The sequence below is a fragment of the Pseudoalteromonas sp. MMG013 genome, from assembly GCF_018100885.1.
GTDB classification, from domain to species: Bacteria; Pseudomonadota; Gammaproteobacteria; order Enterobacterales; family Alteromonadaceae; genus Pseudoalteromonas; species Pseudoalteromonas aurantia.
The window spans coordinates 252,349-273,146 of sequence record NZ_JAGJEE010000003.1 but is presented as its reverse complement, the minus strand read 5'-3'; the positions used below and the strand labels follow the sequence as shown (position 1 = coordinate 273,146).

The following is a 20,798-nucleotide window of genomic DNA, read 5'->3' as shown; positions in this document are numbered from 1 at the left end:
GAATATAGTACTAGGTGCGATATGTATCTATTTACTTGGCTGTGTTGATGCGAGCCCACAGTTAACAAACGAAAAATCTCAGGGCCTAGTTTATTGCGCTGAAGCCAACCCTGTGTCTTTTAATCCTCAGGTCACAACAACAGGCTCGACTATTGACCTGATTGCAAGCCAGTTGTACGACACCCTGATCAGTATTGATCCTGAAACTGCCGAATTTCAACCTGAATTAGCCACCAGTTGGGTAGTCAGTGATGAAGGTAAAGCCATTACCTTTAAATTACGCCAAGGCGTTGAATTTCATAGTACTGATTACTTCCAACCTTCTAGGCCTTTAACCGCAGATGACGTGGTATTTTCTTTTAGCCGTCTATTTGATGTGTATAACCCGTACCATTTCGTCGGAGACGCTGAATACCCTTACTTTCAAAGCGTAGGAACCGATCAACTAATACGCCAAGTCATCAAAGTAGACGAGCATACTGTAAGATTTGAGTTATTTAACGCGGAAAGTAGCTTTCTATCTAATATTGCTACCGATTTTGCCGTTATTTTATCGCAAGAGTATGCTCAGCAGCTTATCGCTCAAGAAAATAAACCCGCTTTCGACCATTTTCCCATCGGGACAGGTCCATATAAATATAAAAACTTTTTGCGCGATAATCTGGTGCGTTATCACCGTAATGAAAAATATTGGAAACACAGTGTACCCATGCAACAACTTGTGTTTGACATCACTACCAATGGTACCAGCCGCATTGCAAAAATGTTGACCAAAGAGTGTGATATTACCGCCCACCCAAGTGCAACACAATTAAGTGTGCTCAATGCCAGAGAAGACATCCGAGTTGATAAAGCGGCCAATCTTAATATTGGCTATTGGGCATTTAATACTGAGCGACCTCCGTTTGATAATTTACTCGTGCGTAAAGCACTCGCGCACTCAGTTGATTTCGATAAAATAATGCAAGCAGTTTTTTATGGCAACGGTATTTTAGCTCGCTCCCACTTGCCGCCCTCTTCATGGGCTTTTAAAGCACAAGAAAATATGCCCCAGTACAATCCCACATTGGCAAGAAAGTACCTCAAAGAAGCAGGTTATGAAAATGGCTTCGATATGACGCTGTGGGCCATGCCAGTCTCACGAATTTACAATCCGAACGCGCGAAAAATGGCCGAGCTAATACAGAGTGACCTAAAGAATATTGGTATTTCGGCAAAGATCGTTGAATATGAATGGAATACCTTTATTGAACGTATTGGCAATCATGAGCATGACAGTGTCCTGCTCGGCTGGGCAGCTGACACACCCGACCCCGATAACTTCTTTAGTCCACTGTTAAGTTGCACCGCTACTTTTAGTGGAAAAAACCCTGCTAATTGGTGTCATCCGGAGTTTGATTTACTCCTAACACAAGCTTTAGATACGACTGATATTAATTTACGCAAAACTTTCTACCATAAAGCGCAAAAAATGCTGATAGAACAACTTCCATTGATCCCCATTGCACATGGCGTTCGATTTCAAGCCACTAGCAATGACATAACGGGCGTTACTCTTAGGCCCTTTGGTGGTATTTCACTTGGTCGAGTAAGGCGTAAATAATGTTAATTGAATATCTATTACGAAGACTAAGCTTGCTGCTGTTTATGGTTGTCACTTTGACAATTTTTACCTTTTCTCTTAATTATTTGTTTCCAGGCGATGTACTGACTAACTTTAGTGGTCAAGTAAATACCAATTACACTCAGGCACAGGCTCTGGTCGAAAAGTATCGCATTGATGAAAGCCTGTTGGTGCAATATGGGGCATTTTTAGCACGCATTGCAACGGGAGATTGGGGTATATCGCTGTCATCAGGGTTAAATGTATTTGAGCATGTTACGCGACTTTTTCCAGCAACGTTAGAGCTGTGTGTCTACGCTTTATGTGTCGCAGTATTACTCGGTATTCCCGCTGGAATAATCGCTTCAGCATACCATCGAAGATGGCCTGACCGCGTTATAAACTCTCTCACTTTGATGGGCTTTTCCATTCCCATATTCTGGCTTGCGTTATTGTTGATCATGGTTTTTTGTCTTGGATTAGGGCTATTTCCCATGTCAGGCAGAATCGGCTTATTATATGAAATACAGCCCGTTAGCAACTTCATCTTGGTGGATATTATCATTCAAGGCTTCCCCTATCATGGACTCGCCTTTTTTGATGCATTAAGGCACCTCGCTCTGCCCACCATTGTGTTAGCAATGTACCCTACCACCGTACTCGTGCGCTTTACGCGCGATTCAATGTTGCAAGTATTAGAACAAAACTATATAAAAACAGCCCGTGCAAAAGGGCTCAATCGACGTCAACTCATTTTACATCATGCGCTTAGAAACGCACTACTTCCCGTTATCAAACAAATCGGACTGCAATTTAGTACATTGATCACCTTAGCCATGGTCACCGAAGTCATTTTTTCTTGGCCTGGGATCGGACGTTGGCTGATTGATAGTATATACCAACGCGACTACCCAGCTATTCAAGGCGGCCTTTTAGCTGTGTCTATGTTCGTTATTTTAGCAAATATGCTCGCTGAATTTAGTCATACTCTTTTTGACCCTTTGTCACGGAATCAAGCATATGGCAAAGTTTAGCCTTTTTAGCGAAGAATCAAACCGTTCACCGCTGTCCAGATTATGGCGAAAATTTAAAAGCAACCACCCTGCATTGGTCGCTCTATGGGTGTTTATTGCTCTGACCTTACTTGCGTTGACAGCACCATTTATCGCGCCTTATGGCATTAATCAACAACATAGCGATGCACTACTTCTGCCCCCTTCTTGGCATGACTTAGGGGATGTCAGATTTATTTTAGGCACAGATGATTTAGGCCGAGATGTGTTATCTCGTTTAATGAATGGGGCTACATTTACTTTTGGTTTGTCTATAATCGCAGCCCTCATCACCACATTGGTTGGAGTATTACTCGGGACTTTAGCGGGAATAAGCCACGGATTTCGCTCGAGCGTGTTAAACCATTTATTAGATATTACATTATCTATTCCATCACTGTTGCTGGCGATAATTATTATCGCTATTTTGGGCCCAGGCTTGCTTAATACTGTTTGGGCAATTATTTTTGCACTGCTCCCACAATATGTTCACTCCATTCGAAACCTCGTCGTCGATGAATTAAATAAAGATTACATCAGTGCATTTCGACTAGATGGTGCGTCTCGGTGGCAACTATTAGTCCGTGGCGTGCTGCCAAATATTTACGAACATATTGTCGTAATTTTTACTATGGCACTATCCACTGCTATTTTAGATATTGCAGCCTTGGGGTTTTTAAAGTTAGGCGCTCAGCCTCCAACCACTGAATGGGGCGCAATTTTGGCTGAAAATTTAGGCCTAATTTATTTGGCACCATGGACTGTGGGTTTACCTGGTGTACTGTTATTCATTGCCGTACTATCCACAAACTTAGTTGGTGATGGATTAAGACAGGTATTAAAAGAGCGTAAGGCTGACTAATGCAACTACTGGATATAAGAAACTTAACCATAGAGCTTCGTACTGAAGATGGCGTTATTCGCGCCGTTGATAAAGTAAACTTAAGCCTAAAAGAAGGTGAAGTACATGCATTAGTGGGCGAGTCTGGGTCAGGGAAAAGCCTCATTGCCAAAGCGATTGTTGGTGTACTCAATTCTCGTTGGACCGTCACCGCAGATCGCATGCATTGGCAGGGTGTTGACTTAATGCGCTTAAGTGCAGAAAAACGCCGGAAAATTGTCAGCAAAGATATGGCGATGATTTACCAAGAACCAAGCCGCAGCTTAGACCCTACAGCTAAAATATTTGAACAAGTTGCCGAGTCTTTGCCTGAAAAAACATTTAAAAAAGGATTTTTCGGCCGTAATTCAGAGCGCAAAGAAAAAGTGAAAGCGCTGCTGCATAAAGTCGGGATCCGCGAACACGTCAAAGTCGCTAGCAGCTACCCCCACGAGCTTTCAGAAGGTGTATGCCAAAAAGTAATGATAGCCATGGCTATTGCTAGAAACCCTAAGCTACTGATTGCTGATGAGCCAACCACGGCATTAGAAAGCACCACGCGCGCGCAAATATTTCGGTTATTAAAAAGCCTGAATCAGTTAAAGAATATGTCGATATTAATGATCTCTCATGAATTAGAAGAGATCACCCATTGGTCTCATGCCATGCATGTGCTGTATTGCGGACAAATGGTCGAAGCTGGACCAACGCAAAAAGTTTTTTATGAACCGCTGCACCCTTACACACAAGCTTTGGTTAAGAGCCTACCCGATTATGCCCAAGGATTAGCGCATAAAGAACCTTTCTATGCACTCAAAGGCACAATCCCACCGTTGCAACATTTGCCTATTGGTTGCCGATTGGGACCGCGTTGTCCTCAAGCGCAAAAGCAGTGTGTTGTGACACCTTTACAAAATAAAAGCCACGGTCATGCATACGCTTGCCATTTTCCACTTTTTAAGGACAAGCAAAAATGCAACCAGTCTTAAAAGTACAAGCGCTCAGTAAGTCATTTAGAAGCCGCGCGGGTATTTTCAAGCGCAAACATATTCAGGTTTTAAGAGAAATCTCATTTGCGGTTGGGCCAGGTGAAACTTTGGCAATCATTGGCGAGACGGGCTCTGGAAAAAGTACCTTAGCGAAATTATTAGCTGGCGCAGATCATGCTGATTGCGGGCAAATATTACTCGATGGTAAAACCATTGAAGATGACGGTGTAAGACAAAACCAGTGTCGCCATATTAGGATGATCTTTCAGGATCCGACTCGTTCATTGAACCCCGGTATTACCATCGGTGATATGTTAGATGATTGCTTGAAATACAACACTGGCTTAACATCTTTACAACGCAACAAAAAGATCAAAATTACTTTAAGTCGCGTCGGTCTACTGAGCGAACATTGTGAATACTACCCTCACATGTTCAGTGGCGGACAATTACAGCGTGTCGCACTTGCCCGTGCATTAATTTTAGACCCAAAAGTCGTTGTACTAGATGAAGCCTTGTCATCATTAGATCCATCAGTAAGAGCACAAACGGTCAATTTGTTATTACAGTTACAAAAAGAGTCCGGGCTCAGCTTCATCTTAATTACACATCACTTGAGTCTAGTGAAACATATGAGCGACCAATTACTGGTACTAAGCCGCGGTAAGGTTGTAGAGTATGGAAACACAGCCAGTATATTTGCCCAACCTAAATCTAAGGTTACACAACGTTTACTGAATGTATAAATTCAACAAATAGTCTTAAAACCGTTGTATCAAAAAGCCCCGCATTAATGCAGGGCCCAAAATAAACGGCTTAATTATTCCTCAAAATATAGCTTCGCTCTGGGCTTTTTTCCAACTTCTTGCATTGTTGCAGCATCGAATAAACGGCCATTGATCATAGTATAAGACACTTTGTCTGTATCTCGTATGTTGTTTAAAGGATCACCATTGATCACCACTAAATCAGCCAGTTTTCCGACTTCTATCGAGCCGATATGTTTATCTAACCCCACATATTTAGCTGGGTCAAGCGTGGCTGCTCGTAGTGCTTCTAAAGACGACATTCCACCTTGTGCAAACATCCAAATCTCCCAATGAGCAGCTAACCCTTCTCGTTGACCATGTGCGCCAAGATTAACTAAAATGCCAAGATCTTGCAGTTCTTTCGCGACACGCGCATTATTAAAGTGATTATAATGATGATCTGGTGACTTCATACGGCGCATAGAGCGTGGCAACAGTTGATTCTTAGGTACGAATTTACTTAATCTAGGGTGATTCCATACGTCCGTTTTATCATACCAGTAGTTTTCCCCCCAAATACCCCCATATGCGACACCTAACGTCGGCGTATAACCCACATCACTTTGTGCCCATAACTGCTCAATATCATCATAAATATTCGCCACAGGAATTGAATGCTCAACACCAGTATGGCCATCTACAACCATGGTTAAGTTATGTTGCAGTAACGAGCCGCCTTCAGGCACCACCATCATACCTAATTCTCGACCCGCTTCGACAACTTGTTGACGTTGCTCGCGACGCGGTTGATTGTATGATTTCACAGAAAACGCGCCGACCTTTTGCAAGCGTTCTAGATGAAACTTCGCATCTTCATATGAATCAATATGTGAAGTATAGCCCGCCACATTCGCGCCATATAATATCGTCCCGGTTGAAAAAATCCGAGGCCCAATTATTTTACCCGCTTTTTGTAATTCACTGGCGGCAAAAACTTCCGTTGTATCATTCGAAGGATCATGAATTGTTGTAACACCCAAAGACAACCCCGCTAAATTGCGCCAGTTTTGCTCTGGGATAATTTCACTACTGCCTTGTGATGTATGGGCGTGCGCATCAACAATCCCCGGTATAATAGTTTGACCTGATACATCTACAATGTTTGCTTCTCTAGGGATCTTGACCTGTTCAGTGCTCCCCACGGCTTTGATATGCTTACCGTCTGTCAGTATTACGCCATTATGGATCACTTTATCACCTTCCATGGTAACAATCGTAGCCCCGACTAATGCAGTGAACCCACTCGGTTCAGCCATGTCATGCTTAAATCCTATCGACTCACCACTTTTAACTTTGAAATCGGCATCTTTAGCTTTATTAATGTCAAACATGCCATCCAAGCTTGCGTGGTACAGCTCAGGCCCTAAACTCCAATATAATGTGTCACTCGCGGTGCTCCAACTGATGTTTTCACCGGCACGTTGTGACAGCTGCTCAACTGGAAACTGTTTATCTGATGGTGAAATAGTAATTGGCTTACCACTTTCTACAAATGGTGTAACAAACACTTTGAACCGTTCTGCAAATGCCAAATACTTCCCATTTGGCGATACTCTAAACTCAGTCGCATGATTGGAATTATACAGTACTTTGGTTTTTTTCGAATCAAGGTCTACTGCCAGTAACTGTGGTTTGGGCGCTTCATTCATTAAGAAAATACGATTATTATTCGCTCCAAACTGTGGTTGAAAACCTTCTTCTGAAATAAGCTCAGCATCTCCACCTTTACTCGACACCCGATAAATACCCGCTTTTAATGACCACTCACGGGCCAATAAGCTGCTTCCAGAAACTTTTCGGTAGACGATTGTTCTACCATCAGGGCTAAACGTTGGCTCGACGTATTTCCCTTTTTGTGACGTGATAGCTTTCCCTTTGCCATTTCTTGCAGATACGACTCGAATACTACCTTGCTTTTGGTCATCCCAAGTCACATAAACAATTTTTTTACCATCTCTAGAGAATTGTGGAAACAATTCAAAATGATCATTTTGACGAGTAAGTCGTTTCACTTTCCCTGAAGATAAATCACGCTTATAAATATGTCCTAGCGCTTCGAAAATAGCCGTTTCTCCATTTGGTGAAACCTGCACGTTACGGAGCATTTTAATGTCAAACTCGGTTTGATCGATGTTCTGTGCAAAGCGTAATGCTTTTTGAATTTTTTTGGTTGTGGTTACAGAGAAAGCAATTTCATGAGACTTTTTACTCTCAACATCCAATTCATGAAGTTTGCCACCAGCCCAAAAAACTAACCTCTCATTATCAGGAGTCCACGCTATGGTTGGGTAAACACCATGAATAGCCCAAGTTTCTTGCATATCTCGCTCTAAATTGCCATAGAGCTTAGTTTCTTTCCCAGATTCTAAATTATAGAGATATAAGCTAGATTGAAAGTCATCTCGTTTAACATACGCCAAATGTTTTCCATCTGGTGATGGCGTAGGCCTAATCGCGCCGCCCATACCGGATAAAATAACTTCTATCTCTCCACTTTCTCGATCTAAGCGTTTGATTTTATATATACCAGCAACTGAATCTTTTGAGTAATGAAACGTTTTACCTGGAGTCGCATCTTGTGAAAAATACACATATCTTCCGTCAGGTGAAAACGCAGGCTCCCCCAAATCCTTTTGGTCATTTTCACGTGTCGTTAACGGCACACCTTGGCCACCAGCTTTGTGATACAGCCACACTTCTCCTGCACCTAAGGAGCGAGTCCCTGTAAAGTGTTTACGAGCTGCAATAAAATCCCCATCAGGACTCCAAGTAGGGCTATTTAACAACCGAAAAGTTTCATTTGTTACCGCAGTTTGTTCTGAGCCATCGATATTCATCACCCAAATATTGTCTCCCCCTCCTTGGTCTGAGGTAAAGGCAATAGACTGTCCATCTGGGCTAAAGCGTGGTTGCATCTGCCACCCAATATCACTGGTTAATTGTTTAGCTTGGCCCCCAGACATCGGCATAATATAAATATCACCAAGTAAATCAAATACCAAGGATTTGCCATCCGGGCTCACATCGATATTCATCCAAGTACCTTGATCAACCGATATGTTGGCATCAATAAACTGCCCTGGCGGTGTATCGACTTGCCACTTTTCAGGTTTTTCTTGTTCTTGTGCTGTTGTTGCTATAGATACACCCAATGCGAGGGCACTTAGTAAGTACTTCTTCATTACTTTTTTACTCTGGTTATGTTGTTGTGACTATACCAACAAAATAACCTGCAAATTTCCAGAAAAATGCCATCAATGACTGAAATTAACGCTCACTAAACCCAGTTGCTTGGGTTAAATTGATAATACTGATGCAGTAACCCATAAAGCTCTGGATCATAATTTCTCAATTCATGGGGCTTTTCGATAAATGTTTCGGTTAGCACCGCAAAGAACTCTGCTTCATTAGTGGCACCATAGCTATGTATGACATGAGGCATCTGATACGCCACATGGCTTTTTAAATTACTATAAGCACGTTGAAACACCTTTCCCCACTCTTTGTAATCTTGACCCTTGGACAACTCAGGTGTGCCATTGGTATGTCCCGTTTGCTGATCGAGCTGATGTGCAAACTCATGGAAAACCAAATTATGTCCATCTCCCGGTAATCTATTGCCTTCAAGTACATCATGCCAACTTAAAACAAGTGTACCGCCAGGCCAAGATTCGCCTTGCCTCACAGATGTATGATAATTTACTAGCCCTGCGCCATCTTTACTGGTTTGTGGCACATAATAACTGCTTGGATATAAAAGTACCTCTTTCACGTTGGGATATAATGGCCATGGTTTATTAAGCACTAACAAGCATGCATCTGCTGCCACAATTACTTCCATTGCGCGATTAATTTTAAGCCCATCGCGACCAAGGATACGCTTTTCACCTAAAAACCACACAATATGACACTCCAAAGCATGTCGCTCCTTATCGGTCATATTGCGATAAATTGACATATACTTTAGTAAGGTTGCTTTATCTTGTTCAGACAAACTTTGCTGTTGATATTTTCTTTTCCAAACATAGCCTTGTACTTCACCCCAGCGCCAATAAACCAGAACAAACGCCACCAATGCCAGTAATAACACACTATTGATTATCATATTGATTACTTATTCACCTTTTAAAACTAAATTGGTACGACATGCAGTGTTTTCAATATGAATTTGATAAAATTGCGTCACTCTAAATGACGACACGTCTCCAGGAACTCGATGCACACTCTCCCAATTGATAAGATAAAAACCGATTTTCTTTCTACAATTACACACAGTGATGTGATTGTCAGTGCCGCAACTGGATCTGGTAAATCAACTTGTCTACCGATTTGGGCAAGCAACATCGGTAAGGTCCTTGTCATTGAACCGAGGAGAATTGCTTGCACCTCGCTAGCTGAGTACTTAGCTCTAAAAAGTGGCCAACCACTTGGCTCTAAAATAGGCTATGCTATTCGATTTGAAACACATTTCAATGAACAATCAGACGTGGTATTTGTTACGCCAGGGGTTGCTCTCAGGTGGTTTTTTGAGGACAAACTGAGTCAATTTAGTGTCGTTATGTTAGACGAATTCCATGAACGTCGTTGGGATATAGATTTGATGCTTGCTTTACTCAAGCAACATAAAAAACATCGCCTGATAATCACTTCAGCTACACTCAACACCAAAAAATTAACAGACTATCTTGATGCAAAACTGCTACACAGTGACGGTATCATGTATCCGGTAGAAGAAGTTTTCTTTACTTCAAATAGCAACGAAATGCCCTCAAAAGACCAACTTAGCGAACGTACAGTTGATGCATGTAGCTATGCATTAAAGCAAACGCAAGGCGATATCCTAGTGTTTCTACCTGGTAAAGCCGAAATACAGGCTGCCGCTGCCGCTGCAAAAAAATTGAATAAGCTCGTCGTCAGCTTGTATGGGGGGTGCGCTAAGCAACAACAAGAACTTGCGTTAAAAGCGCAAACCGAGCAACGGATTATTTTTTCCACAAATGTTGCTGAAACATCGTTGACCATACCCAATATAAGCTGTGTTATTGATTCTGGCCTAGAACGACGTACTCATCTTCGAGCAGAAAAAACAGTACTGGCCTTAGATACAATTAGCAAAGACTCTGCCAAACAACGTTTAGGGCGTGCGGGACGCACGCAGCAAGGCCTGTGTATACGATTATACGGGAAGTACGCACCTTTGATTTCATCCACTCCGCCTGAAATACTGCGAGAAAACCTAACTGAACTCGTATTAGCGGCATCTTGTTCTAGTCATGGTATTGATTCATTAGAGTTTATCGAAGCACTGCCACTTAAATCAAAACAGGCATCGGTAGCAATATTAACCTCGATAGGTGCCATTGATATGCAAGGCAAGGCAACTGACTTAGGTAAGAGGTTATACCCTCTACCTATCGATATAGAGCTGGCATACCTTATCAATTCAATGCCAAATAACTCACTTAAACAAGCCATGATTGATATTGCAGCACTGCTCACTGTTCCAGCTAAAGTTTACCAACTTCCAAAGCAACAAACGTTAATTGAATCATTGAATCTGCAGCTCCCAAATGCGTGTGACTTAGAACTGGCGATTGGGGTAGTAAGAGGCCAAGTAACCGACCTTATTATTGAGTGTGATGCACTGCGTGAAGCCATCCAATTTAGTGAGTTGCTTCGTAGTGCATTTGACTTACCTGAACTAAAATATGCAGCAAGTTTCAATCACAGTGATTTAGTTGAAGCTATCGCTTATGCTAAACCGACCTCAGTTTACATAAAGCGCCAAAACCGACGGGGTGCATTTGGCAATGGTACAATTGAAGTTATACCAGCAAAAGATTCTCGTATCAGTGCGCAATGTCACGCAATGCTCGTGCTCAATACTTACGCATTAGCAGGAAAAGGTACTAAGCAAGCTATGACTCTCGCCACACTCAATGCGCCCTTTTCAACTTCATTAATCAATAAATTAAATTTAGGGGAACATACTGTAAGTCATGCTGAGTTAATCGACGATATTATCATGGTTAATTCAATATACTCTTATTCTGGTGTGAAAATTAGCGAGAAGAAGTTAATACCGCAAGGACCCACTCTGCTTGATGCATGTTGTCAACTTATATTAAATGACACTTTATTCTCACCTATTGGAAAACAAATTAGTAAAGCAATAAAATACCACTCACTATATAATCAGGCCAATAATATAATCGACGACACACCTCATTCAGATTCGTACATTTATAATAAATTAAAGAGTCTTGGAGTCGATGAACAACAAGATTTAGAATTAATTGATCCTACCGATATAACTTATCAAGGTATCGAGACTTGGGAAATGTCATCTTTCGTAGAGAAGCATCCACTTGAAATTCAATTGAATGATTTAGCAATGAGTGTTGAATATCATTTCAACGCCAAGCGGATAACGCTGCATTATCTTAATGGTAAAAGAAAAGATTTACCTAAACGGTGGGAGCTACCGGCATGGTCTGGGTTTAGCATTAAATATAAGAAGGCCAGTAAAACTGTTAATGTTATTTAATTTTTTAGCTATTTAATTACGTCATTTAAAATAAAAAATAGCTTTGTAATAAAATAAAAAACCTCACATAAGTGAGGTTTTTTTATTCTAAATTAGAATTAACTTAGTTACTAATTATTAGAATGTATAATCAGCTTGAACATAGAAAGTACGTCCGTATGCATCAGAATAACGCGGGTCATAACCGACTTGGTGACCAGCATCGCCGTTGAATGAAACAGGAGGGTTTCTATCAAGTAAGTTCTTAACACCGAATGTTAGATTTGCATTGTCGCCATACGCATAACCTAAACGGTAGTCAAACAGTGTGTAAACAGGTACTTGTCTTTGGATTAAATTACCATCAACAACCTCTGATACATCATCAGCTTTAGACACTCGGAAAGCAACACCAGCAGCTGCATCTCTATAACCACTGCGTGCACGGATGTTTAAGCTATGCGTAAAATCGCCATGTGTCAGAGTGTTAGTCACTGTGATAATGTTACGGAAAGCAACTTGCTCATCTGGACCTACTTGACCAAGGCTAGTATCCCACTCATCAGTTGTACCTACTTTCAAACTACGGTTCTCAATTAAATAAGTACCTTGGAAAGACGTTTTTAATGTACCGAAAGATAACTCGTTTGTTAAATCGAAGTGCCAATCAATACCTGATGTATTTGATTTACCAACGTTTTGAGCTGAACGAACGATTGCAACTGTTGTATCACCCGTTCCTCTATCGATCTTAGATACAAACTTATCTGCATACGTTGCTGAATCAAACCAAATTTGGTTTGGCTCTAAACGACGTACTTCATTTGTCATCTCAATGTTCCAGTAATCGATACCGAAGCTTGTACCTGAGTCGCCAGCCCATACAAAACCAACTGAGTACTGCTCTGATTCTTCAGGAGAAAGCTCTACGTTACCTTCACGGTACATATCGTACTGAATTTTTTCAGGGTTACAGTATTGCTTAAGTGGGTGATTCGTTGCACCAAGAAGTGCATTACAATCATATGCCGCTGATGATACACCAAACTCTAAACGAGGCGCACCAATTTGACGCATTGTTGGTGCTTTAAAGCCAGTACCATATGATGCACGAACTAATAGCTCATCTGTTGGACGGTAAGATGCGCTAATTTTATACGTTGTATCATCTACATCATCACTCACATTTTGGTTACCAGTACGTTGTGAATCAGTAATACCGCCGATGTTATCGTAACGTAGTGAACCTGTTACTTCTAAGTTTTCAAGTACTGGAACAATGATTTCAGCAAATGCACCGTAGCCATCACGCTCCAAATCAAACTCAGTACCAGCAGCTTCAAACAAGACTATTTCTGCGTTTTGTCCTGCGCCATTTGTAAGAGAGTATTCAGATTGACGGTAATCAAAACCAACACCAAGATAGACTGTACCTGCGTCAATATCTGCAAGTGCACCTGATAACTTACTTTCAAATGCTAGCATTGATGTATCTGTTGTTTGCCAAAGACCACTGAACATAGTGTCAGCAACCATTTGACGCTGTTCGTCAGACAAGTTTTCTGGTGCATCAAAGATATCAACCTTACCTGAACTTGCTAACGCTAGGAATTCTTTTTCTAATGGGAAACCAGTAATACGTGTTTCTTCGTTTTTCGTATCGCCAGCCGTGACTGCAACATCGTACGCCCATTCGTTGATTTCACCACGTAATCCAGCAACAAAGTGATTTGATACGGTATTATATTCAGTGGTACGGTTGCCGCCTGGCAGTGTACGCCAGCGTGCATCAACACGAGTCAAATCCGTTAGTACATTCTCTGGAAGGTGTGGAATAACATTTTTTTGTACAACATCTGACTCTGTTGGTAGCGTAAATGGACCAGTTGGGTATGGTGCAACACGAGAGATCATTGCAAAGTCAGTGTATGAAAATGAAGAATACGCTTCAGTTGTATCATTGATTTCTGCAATACCACTTAGGAAAAAGGCGGTACGCTCTGACTCTGGCTGAATTTGTAGTGTACTCGTGTAGTCAAACTGACACGCTGTACCTGATGGTGCACTTGTTTCATGACACGTGCCATTATTATTTTTTGCATATGGGTTGAAAGAATGCGTAGCCGTAACATGCTTTTTATTACCATCAGCATCAAGAATATACTCATTAGTATCTTCATCTTTTTGATAAATAAAGTTACCAGCATCATCACGTGTATTATAAACAGCATACGCATTAGCAGGTATCGCATTTACAGAACCAGCGGCTGCTAAGTATTGCTCTCCGCCATGCTCGAAATTAATGAAACCCGTCTTAGCGTAGTCACGATCAACAGAACGAAGGCTATCTTGCTCTTCGTAACTTAGTGATGCTAAAACATTAAAACCGTCTGAGCTTAAATCACCAAAACCCGTTGTGATTGAAAAGCTTGAGCTTGACGTATCTTGAGGTTTGTCGTAACGCGCACTGATAGTTGTCTCTTGTACATCATCTTTAAGAATGAAGTTTATAACACCCGCGATTGCGTCAGAGCCATATAGTGCTGACGCGCCATCTTTTAAGATTTCAACACGCTTAATTGCAGCTAAAGGGATGTTATTCAGGTTTATAGTACCACCTGAATCAGAAGAAGGCATACGACGGCCATTAAGAAGAACAAGTGTATATTCAGCACCTAAGTTTCTTAAAGAAGCTGATTGAATACCGCCACCGCCACCGCCTACAGATTCACCTGCAGTCGTGAAACCCTGCATTGAAGGTAAAGTTGCAATAAGATCTGGTACACTTGTAACACCTGTTTTTGCAATATCAGCTGCACTAATAACATCAATTGGTAATGCGCCTTCTAGGTCGGTACGCTTGATTGATGAACCAGTAACTTCGATACGCTCAACTTGCTCATCACCTTCTGCAGCAAAGGTATTTGCTGAAAAAGCAGCAGTTGAAGCTGCACCAAATGCGAACGCTAAGCGAACGGCTTTTGAAACTTTGTTGTTTAACATGTGTGATTTCTCCCTGGGATCAGCAAATATGTAAGCTACTGATCTATATAATTTTTATTTGTATGTTGAAAATTTCGATTCAATTTCAATTCAAAAGTACCGATTTCACAACTGCGTGACATACTAATCCTTGAAAAAAGCGTAGGTCAACACTTAATTAGCTTTGAGTTACTCCACGCACAAGCCAACAATCCCAAATTTCAGGATAATAACGTAAATTAAAAAACAACAGTAAACAGATTAAAAAAGGGACGTGGGTACTAAAAACAGGAACTTAAACAAAATCACATAGATAAATAAAAGATAACAAGTAGTTAATTAAAAATTTAAAAATGCAAAATTCAGGATTTGAAATAAATTTCAATAATTTAAATTATCGACAAAAAACATGTAAAAAAATAAGTTGTAAAATTGAATTTCAGTAAACAGGCATAAAAAAAGCCTCACTTTCGTGAGGCTTTTATACAAATAGCTAATTAAATAATTAACGAATGATTAGAACGTGTAATCAGCTTGAACATAGAAAGTACGTCCGTATGCATCAGCATAACGTGGATCGTAACCTACTTGGTGACCAGCTGAACCATTGAATGTTAAAGGTGGCTCTTTATCAAATAAGTTCTTAATACCAAATGTAAAGTTTGCATTGTCACCATAAGCATAGCCTAAACGGTAGTCAAACAATGTATATACTGGTACTTGCTTCTGGATAAGGTTGCCATCAACAGTTTTTGTTACGTCATCTGCTTCTGAAACTCGGAATGCAACACCTACAGCCGCATCTCTATAACCACTGCGTGAACGAATGTTCAAGCTGTGTGTAAAATCGCCATGCGTCAATGTATTGTTAACACTGATGATATTACGGAAAGCAACTTGCTCATCAGGACCTACTTGGCCAAGGCTAGTATCCCATTCATCAGTTGTACCAACTTTTAGGCTCTCATCTTCAATTAGGTAAGTACCTTGGATAGACGTTTTCAATGTACCAAATGATAACTCATTTGTTAGATCGAAATGCCAGTCAATACCTGATGTGTTTGATTTACCAACGTTTTGTGCTGAACGAATGATGGCAAGTACAGTATCACCGGTACCATTATCAATCTTAGTTACAAACTTATCTGCGTACGTTGCAGAATCAAACCAGATTTGGTTTGGTTCTAAACGACGAACTTGGTTTGTCATTTCAATATTCCAGTAATCAACACCGAAACTTGTGCCTGAATCACCAGCCCATACAAAACCTACTGAGTATTGCTCTGACTCTTCCGGAGAAAGGTTCGCATTACCTTCACGGTATACGTCATACTGAATTTTCTCAGGGTTACAGAACTGCTTAAGTGGGTGATTTGTAGCACCTAGAAGTGCATTACAGTCATACGCTGTTGCTGTTACACCAAACTCTAGACGAGGTGCACCAATTTGACGCATTGTTGGCGCTTTGAAGCCTGTACCGTATGATGCTCGAAGTAGTAACTCATCTGTAGGGCGGTAAGATGCACTGATCTTATACGTCGTATCATTTACGTCATCACTTACGTTGGTGTTACCAGTACGTAGTGAGTCAGTTACACCACCAATGTTGTCGTAACGGAGTGAACCTGTTACTTCTAAGTTCTCAAGTACAGGAACAATAATCTCAGCAAATGCACCGTAACCATCACGGTCTAAATCAAATTCAGTACCCGCTGACTCAAACAATACGATCTCGTCGTTTTGTCCTTTACCATTCGTTAGAGAGTACTCTGATTGACGGTAATCAAAACCAACACCCAAATAAACAGTACCTGCATCTAGGTCTGCAATTGCACCTGATAGTTTACCTTCAACCGCTAGCATTGATGTATCAGTTGTCTCCCAAAGGCCACTGAACATTGTATCTGCTACCATTTTACGCTGTTCATCAGATAGGTTCTCTGGCGCATCAAAGATATCAACTGCACCTGAAGTCACAAGCGCCATGAAAGGTTCAGTTAACGGGTAACCTGTAATACGTGTGTTTTCTTGCTTAGAATCACCTGCAGTTACAGCGACATCGTATGACCATTCGTTGATCTCACCACGTAAACCTGCAACAAAATGACTTGTTTTCGTATTTCTTTCATCTGTACGGTTGCCACCTGGCAGTGTACGCCAGCGCGCTGCAACACGTGTCATATCAGCTAATACATTAGCTGGAAGGTGAGGAATTACATTAGCTTGTACAACACTTGAATCTGTCGGTAGTGTAAATGTACCTGTAGGGTAAGGTGCAATACGCGATGTCAATGAGAAATCAGTGTATGACAATGAAGAGTAAGCTTCCGTTGTGTCGTTAATTTCTGCAACACCACTTAAGAAGAAGCTAGTACGCTCAGTCTCTGGCTGAATTTGTAGCGTACTTGTGTAGTCAAACTGACAAGCAGTACCAGATGGCGCACTTGTTTCATGACATGTGCCACCATTTTTAGTTGCATACGGGTTGAAAGAATGCGTCGCTGTTACGTTTTTCTTGTTGCCGTCTGCATCAAGAAGGAACTCACCCGTATCAGCATCCTTTTGATAAACAAAGTTACCATCCGCATCACGCGTGTTATAAGTTACATAAGCATTACCAGGGATTGCATTTACAGAACCTGCGGCTGCTAGATAATTCTGGCCACCATGTTCAAAGTTGATGAAACCTGTTTTAGCGAAATCACGGTCAATTGATTGAAGGTTATCTTGCTCTTCATAGCTGACTGACGCCAAGATATTGAAACCATCTGAGCTTAGATCACCAAAGCCCGTTGTTAAAGAAATGCTTGAGCTTGACGTGTCTTTTGGCTTATCAAAACGTGCACTTACAGTCGTGTCTTGTACGTCATCTTTAAGAATAAAGTTAACAACACCCGCGATTGCATCTGAACCATATAGTGCTGATGCACCATCTTTAAGAATTTCAACACGCTTTACTGCTGCTAAAGGGATGTTATTCAGGTTGATAGTACCACCTGAGTCAGCAGAAGGCATACGACGGCCATTTAAAAGTACTAGCGTATACTCTGCACCAATGTTTCTTAGTGAAGCAGTTTGAATACCACCACCACCACCACCTACAGATTCACCAGCGGTAGTGAAACCCTGCATTGAAGGTAACGTTGCGATAAGGTCAGGTACACTTGTAACACCTGTTTTTGCAATATCAGCTGCGCTGATAACATCAATTGGTAACGCACCTTCTAAATCTGTACGTTTGATTGCTGAACCGGTAACTTCAATACGTTCAACTTGTTCATCACCTTCCGCAGCAAACGTATTTGCTGAAAAAGCTGCTGTTGACGCAGCGCCAAATGCGATAGCTAAACGCACCGCTTTTGAAACTTTTTGATTTAACATTTGTATCTCCCAGGACCACTTGTTAGTAGCTTGTAATTTTTCGGGCTTAAGCCTCTATATTTAATTGCACAAAAGCAACATTCACCATGAATATTAAACAAGCAGTGACGTAAGCGTCAACACTAATTATTGAATTAATATCAATTACCCAAAATAAAAACAAACAATAAATAAACTTTCACGTAACAAACCAATGATATTAAAAAGAAAAACCCTTCTGACCAGTTAACTTAAAAAAAACATTTTCATAGTTAGGTAACATCGTCAAAATTGGAAAAATCTGCTTTTCTATATAATGTTCGTAATCAATCTCACTTCGAACCGCATCTACACGAGGCCCATCAAATGTAATGATATAGGTCACTACTTGGCCTTTTCGATACTTTATTGAAGGGTTTTTCATCATATGATTTCGGGCAGCCTTTACGTGTGGAGGAACATTTTTTGTGTACATTTCAACCTCCCGCCCCAATCGTTTCGAATATAACAACAAATGGTCTACTTTACCCTGACGGATGTTATTTATGTATTGTTCCGTTATTCCAAACAAATCTTGTTCTCTAAATAACGCCTCAAATAATTCTTCCTGATAGTTTCTCGCAATTTTAGTCCAATCGCTTCTCACTGACTCCATGCCCTTAAACACCAATTTATGATGTCCTTTATCCAATACTTGTCCCACGTAGCGCTTTTTTGACCCCTTTTTATCTCCACGTATTGTGGGTAAGAAAAACGGACTATAATGCGTCTCAAATTCAATTTCTAAATAACTCCTAAGCTGCAACGTCACATCACAATATTCTCTCCAGCGCTCATTAATTAAATTCATCAGTATTAAGCCAGTATCATTGCACTTTTTGACATCCCAACTTTCTGGAAGACAGACAAATGTAGAATCTGTATCTCCATAAATAACTTCATAACCCTCAGCTTCTATCCAAGCCTTTGTTTGCATCATAATTTCATGTCCTCGCAAAGTAATTGAGCTTGAAAGCCTCGGGTCATAAAACCGACAGCCTGTCGAGCCCAATACGCCATATAAACTATTCATAATTATTTTTATCGCTTGCGACAACATGGGGTCTGAGGTTAACTTAGCTTCCTGGCGAGCATGTAGAAGCCGAGCGACGAGCTCGGGGAGATGATGATGAACTCGTGAAAAGACACCGCCATTAAAACCTGTAATAGCATCAGCAGGCGCTCTTAGCCCAGTAATAAGTGCTAAAGGGTCAATGAAAAATGTGCGAATGATAGATGGGTATAAGCTCTTATAATCAAGTACAATAACATTACGATATAAGCCAGGGCTAGATTCCATAACATACCCACCAGGGCTGTCAAAACTCAGTCCGTGCTCCCCTAAATTTGGCGCGATATAACCACTGCGATGTAGCAGCGGTAAGTACAAATTGGTAAATGCCGCAACAGATCCCCCCATACGTTCTAATTCCAACCCGGTTAATCTCGTACGAGCAATTGCAAAATCTAACAACTTCAATTTACTAAAAATGGCCAGTACTAATTGGCAATCTTGCAGGTTATAGGCAGCTAAGCTCAGCTTATCTTCATTGAATTGACGAATAATCTCTTCTAGTCGATTATCTTGCTCTAATAGCTTACTTTTTCCGAGTACATGCTTAGAGACATTAGCGAGGCTGAAGCTTTCAAAGTGATACGTTGCATTTTTTAAAGTATCAATACCATCAATGACCACTCTTCCGCTGATGAGTATTCGAACATAATTACCTCGATACACATAAATAGCTTCATCATCCCTTCCTAATATCAAATCAATACCCAGCGCTAGTGCTCTTTCTGCAAGCACCACGAAATCAAACTCAATGACATTCCAGCCAATCAATACATCTGGGTCTAGCTCTTTTATTTTTGACATTAAGGTGTATAGCAGCTCAATCTCATCAGCGACCCAAATGATGTATTCATCACCCTCTTGAGGCGCTCCGACCATAATAACGCACTGAGTTTCACTGCTTGCTAGCCCTACAGAAAACAATATTCCTTCACCGCTACATTCAATATCCAACGACAGCACTGACAATTGAGGTGTGTAGTCTGGGTACGCTTTTAACCGAGCGTCATTTATTTGCACATATCCTAGCTTTTGAACATAATTGCCAGTAACCCACACACCACCTTTAATAAATCGTTCCATTAAATAGCGGTCGTGATGCCGGATATCATCCTCATATAATGCACACTGGCCTTTTAACACGCGTTTCGCATCAAACAGCCTCTTGGCCGTCGTGAAATAACACGCACAGACCACTTCGCCATCAAAATGCTTTAACTTCACATCTCGGATATCTGTATGTATTTTTCGAGCTTGTAAAATGTGTGTGACTTTTTCAACTTCACTTTGGCGAATAAAAAACACCGGAGTTTGTGCTTCAACTATGGCTCTAAACACTCCTTGTTCAGTTTTCAGCCAAAAGCACAGATTAAGTTGACCTTTATGATTAACCTGTTGGCGTGATAATATAAATCCCGGGTAGACCGCTTGTGTCAAACCAGTTCCCCATCTAAAATAGCTCTCGATACTGTAATTATATACATAT

11 protein-coding genes are annotated in these 20,798 nt (G+C 41.0%); 6 read left to right on the top strand and 5 right to left on the bottom strand.

Features of this window, described 5'->3' with window-relative positions:
• Nucleotides 1-25 precede the first annotated feature (25 nt).
• Genes J8L98_RS04680 through J8L98_RS04660 form a run of 5 tightly spaced genes read left to right on the top strand, consistent with a single transcriptional unit; the run spans nucleotide 26 to nucleotide 5,270 of the window.
• A complete protein-coding gene (locus J8L98_RS04680; protein ID WP_348771890.1) occupies nucleotides 26-1,603 on the top strand; it encodes an ABC transporter substrate-binding protein in 1,578 nt (525 codons plus the stop codon).
• Nucleotides 1,603-2,637 carry an ABC transporter permease gene (locus J8L98_RS04675; RefSeq protein ID WP_210995509.1) on the top strand — a complete coding sequence of 345 codons (1,035 nt, stop codon included), beginning with the start codon at nucleotides 1,603-1,605 and terminating at the stop codon, nucleotides 2,635-2,637. Before J8L98_RS04680 ends, J8L98_RS04675 begins: the two co-directional genes overlap by 1 nt.
• Complete coding sequence (locus J8L98_RS04670) at nucleotides 2,624-3,517, top strand: ABC transporter permease subunit (RefSeq protein WP_192508284.1); 894 nt, start codon at nucleotides 2,624-2,626, stop codon at nucleotides 3,515-3,517. The genes J8L98_RS04675 and J8L98_RS04670 overlap by 14 nt, the downstream gene beginning before the upstream one ends.
• On the top strand, nucleotides 3,517-4,524 hold the full coding sequence (locus tag J8L98_RS04665; protein WP_210995508.1) for an oligopeptide/dipeptide ABC transporter ATP-binding protein: 1,008 nt from the start codon (nucleotides 3,517-3,519) through the stop codon (nucleotides 4,522-4,524). The genes J8L98_RS04670 and J8L98_RS04665 overlap by 1 nt, the downstream gene beginning before the upstream one ends.
• Nucleotides 4,509-5,270, top strand: coding sequence for an ATP-binding cassette domain-containing protein (locus J8L98_RS04660; protein ID WP_210995507.1), 762 nt, complete (start codon nucleotides 4,509-4,511; stop codon nucleotides 5,268-5,270). The genes J8L98_RS04665 and J8L98_RS04660 overlap by 16 nt, the downstream gene beginning before the upstream one ends.
• 74 nt (nucleotides 5,271-5,344) lie before the next feature.
• On the opposite strand, the gene J8L98_RS04655 is transcribed toward J8L98_RS04660, so the two are convergent.
• Both J8L98_RS04655 and J8L98_RS04650 read right to left on the bottom strand, forming a co-directional pair.
• Entirely contained in the window at nucleotides 5,345-8,515 is a 3,171-nt protein-coding gene (locus J8L98_RS04655; protein WP_210995506.1) for an amidohydrolase family protein, read from the bottom strand.
• A 95-nt stretch (nucleotides 8,516-8,610) separates the two neighbouring features.
• On the bottom strand, nucleotides 8,611-9,435 hold the full coding sequence (locus J8L98_RS04650; protein ID WP_210995588.1) for a M90 family metallopeptidase: 825 nt from the start codon (nucleotides 9,433-9,435) through the stop codon (nucleotides 8,611-8,613).
• A gap of 114 nt (nucleotides 9,436-9,549) precedes the next feature.
• On the opposite strand from J8L98_RS04650, the gene J8L98_RS04645 reads away from it, so the two are divergent.
• On the top strand, nucleotides 9,550-11,880 hold the full coding sequence (locus J8L98_RS04645; protein ID WP_210995505.1) for a DEAD/DEAH box helicase: 2,331 nt from the start codon (nucleotides 9,550-9,552) through the stop codon (nucleotides 11,878-11,880).
• A 117-nt stretch (nucleotides 11,881-11,997) separates the two neighbouring features.
• On the opposite strand, the gene J8L98_RS04640 is transcribed toward J8L98_RS04645, so the two are convergent.
• The 3 genes from J8L98_RS04640 to J8L98_RS04630 all read right to left on the bottom strand — a co-directional run bounded on the left by J8L98_RS04640 (nucleotide 11,998) and on the right by J8L98_RS04630 (nucleotide 20,749).
• Entirely contained in the window at nucleotides 11,998-14,862 is a 2,865-nt protein-coding gene (locus J8L98_RS04640) for a TonB-dependent receptor (RefSeq protein WP_210995504.1), read from the bottom strand.
• A gap of 495 nt (nucleotides 14,863-15,357) precedes the next feature.
• Entirely contained in the window at nucleotides 15,358-18,222 is a 2,865-nt protein-coding gene (locus J8L98_RS04635; protein ID WP_210995503.1) for a TonB-dependent receptor, read from the bottom strand.
• A 199-nt stretch (nucleotides 18,223-18,421) separates the two neighbouring features.
• Entirely contained in the window at nucleotides 18,422-20,749 is a 2,328-nt protein-coding gene (locus J8L98_RS04630) for a DNA polymerase II (protein WP_210995502.1), read from the bottom strand.
• Nucleotides 20,750-20,798 lie beyond the last annotated feature (49 nt).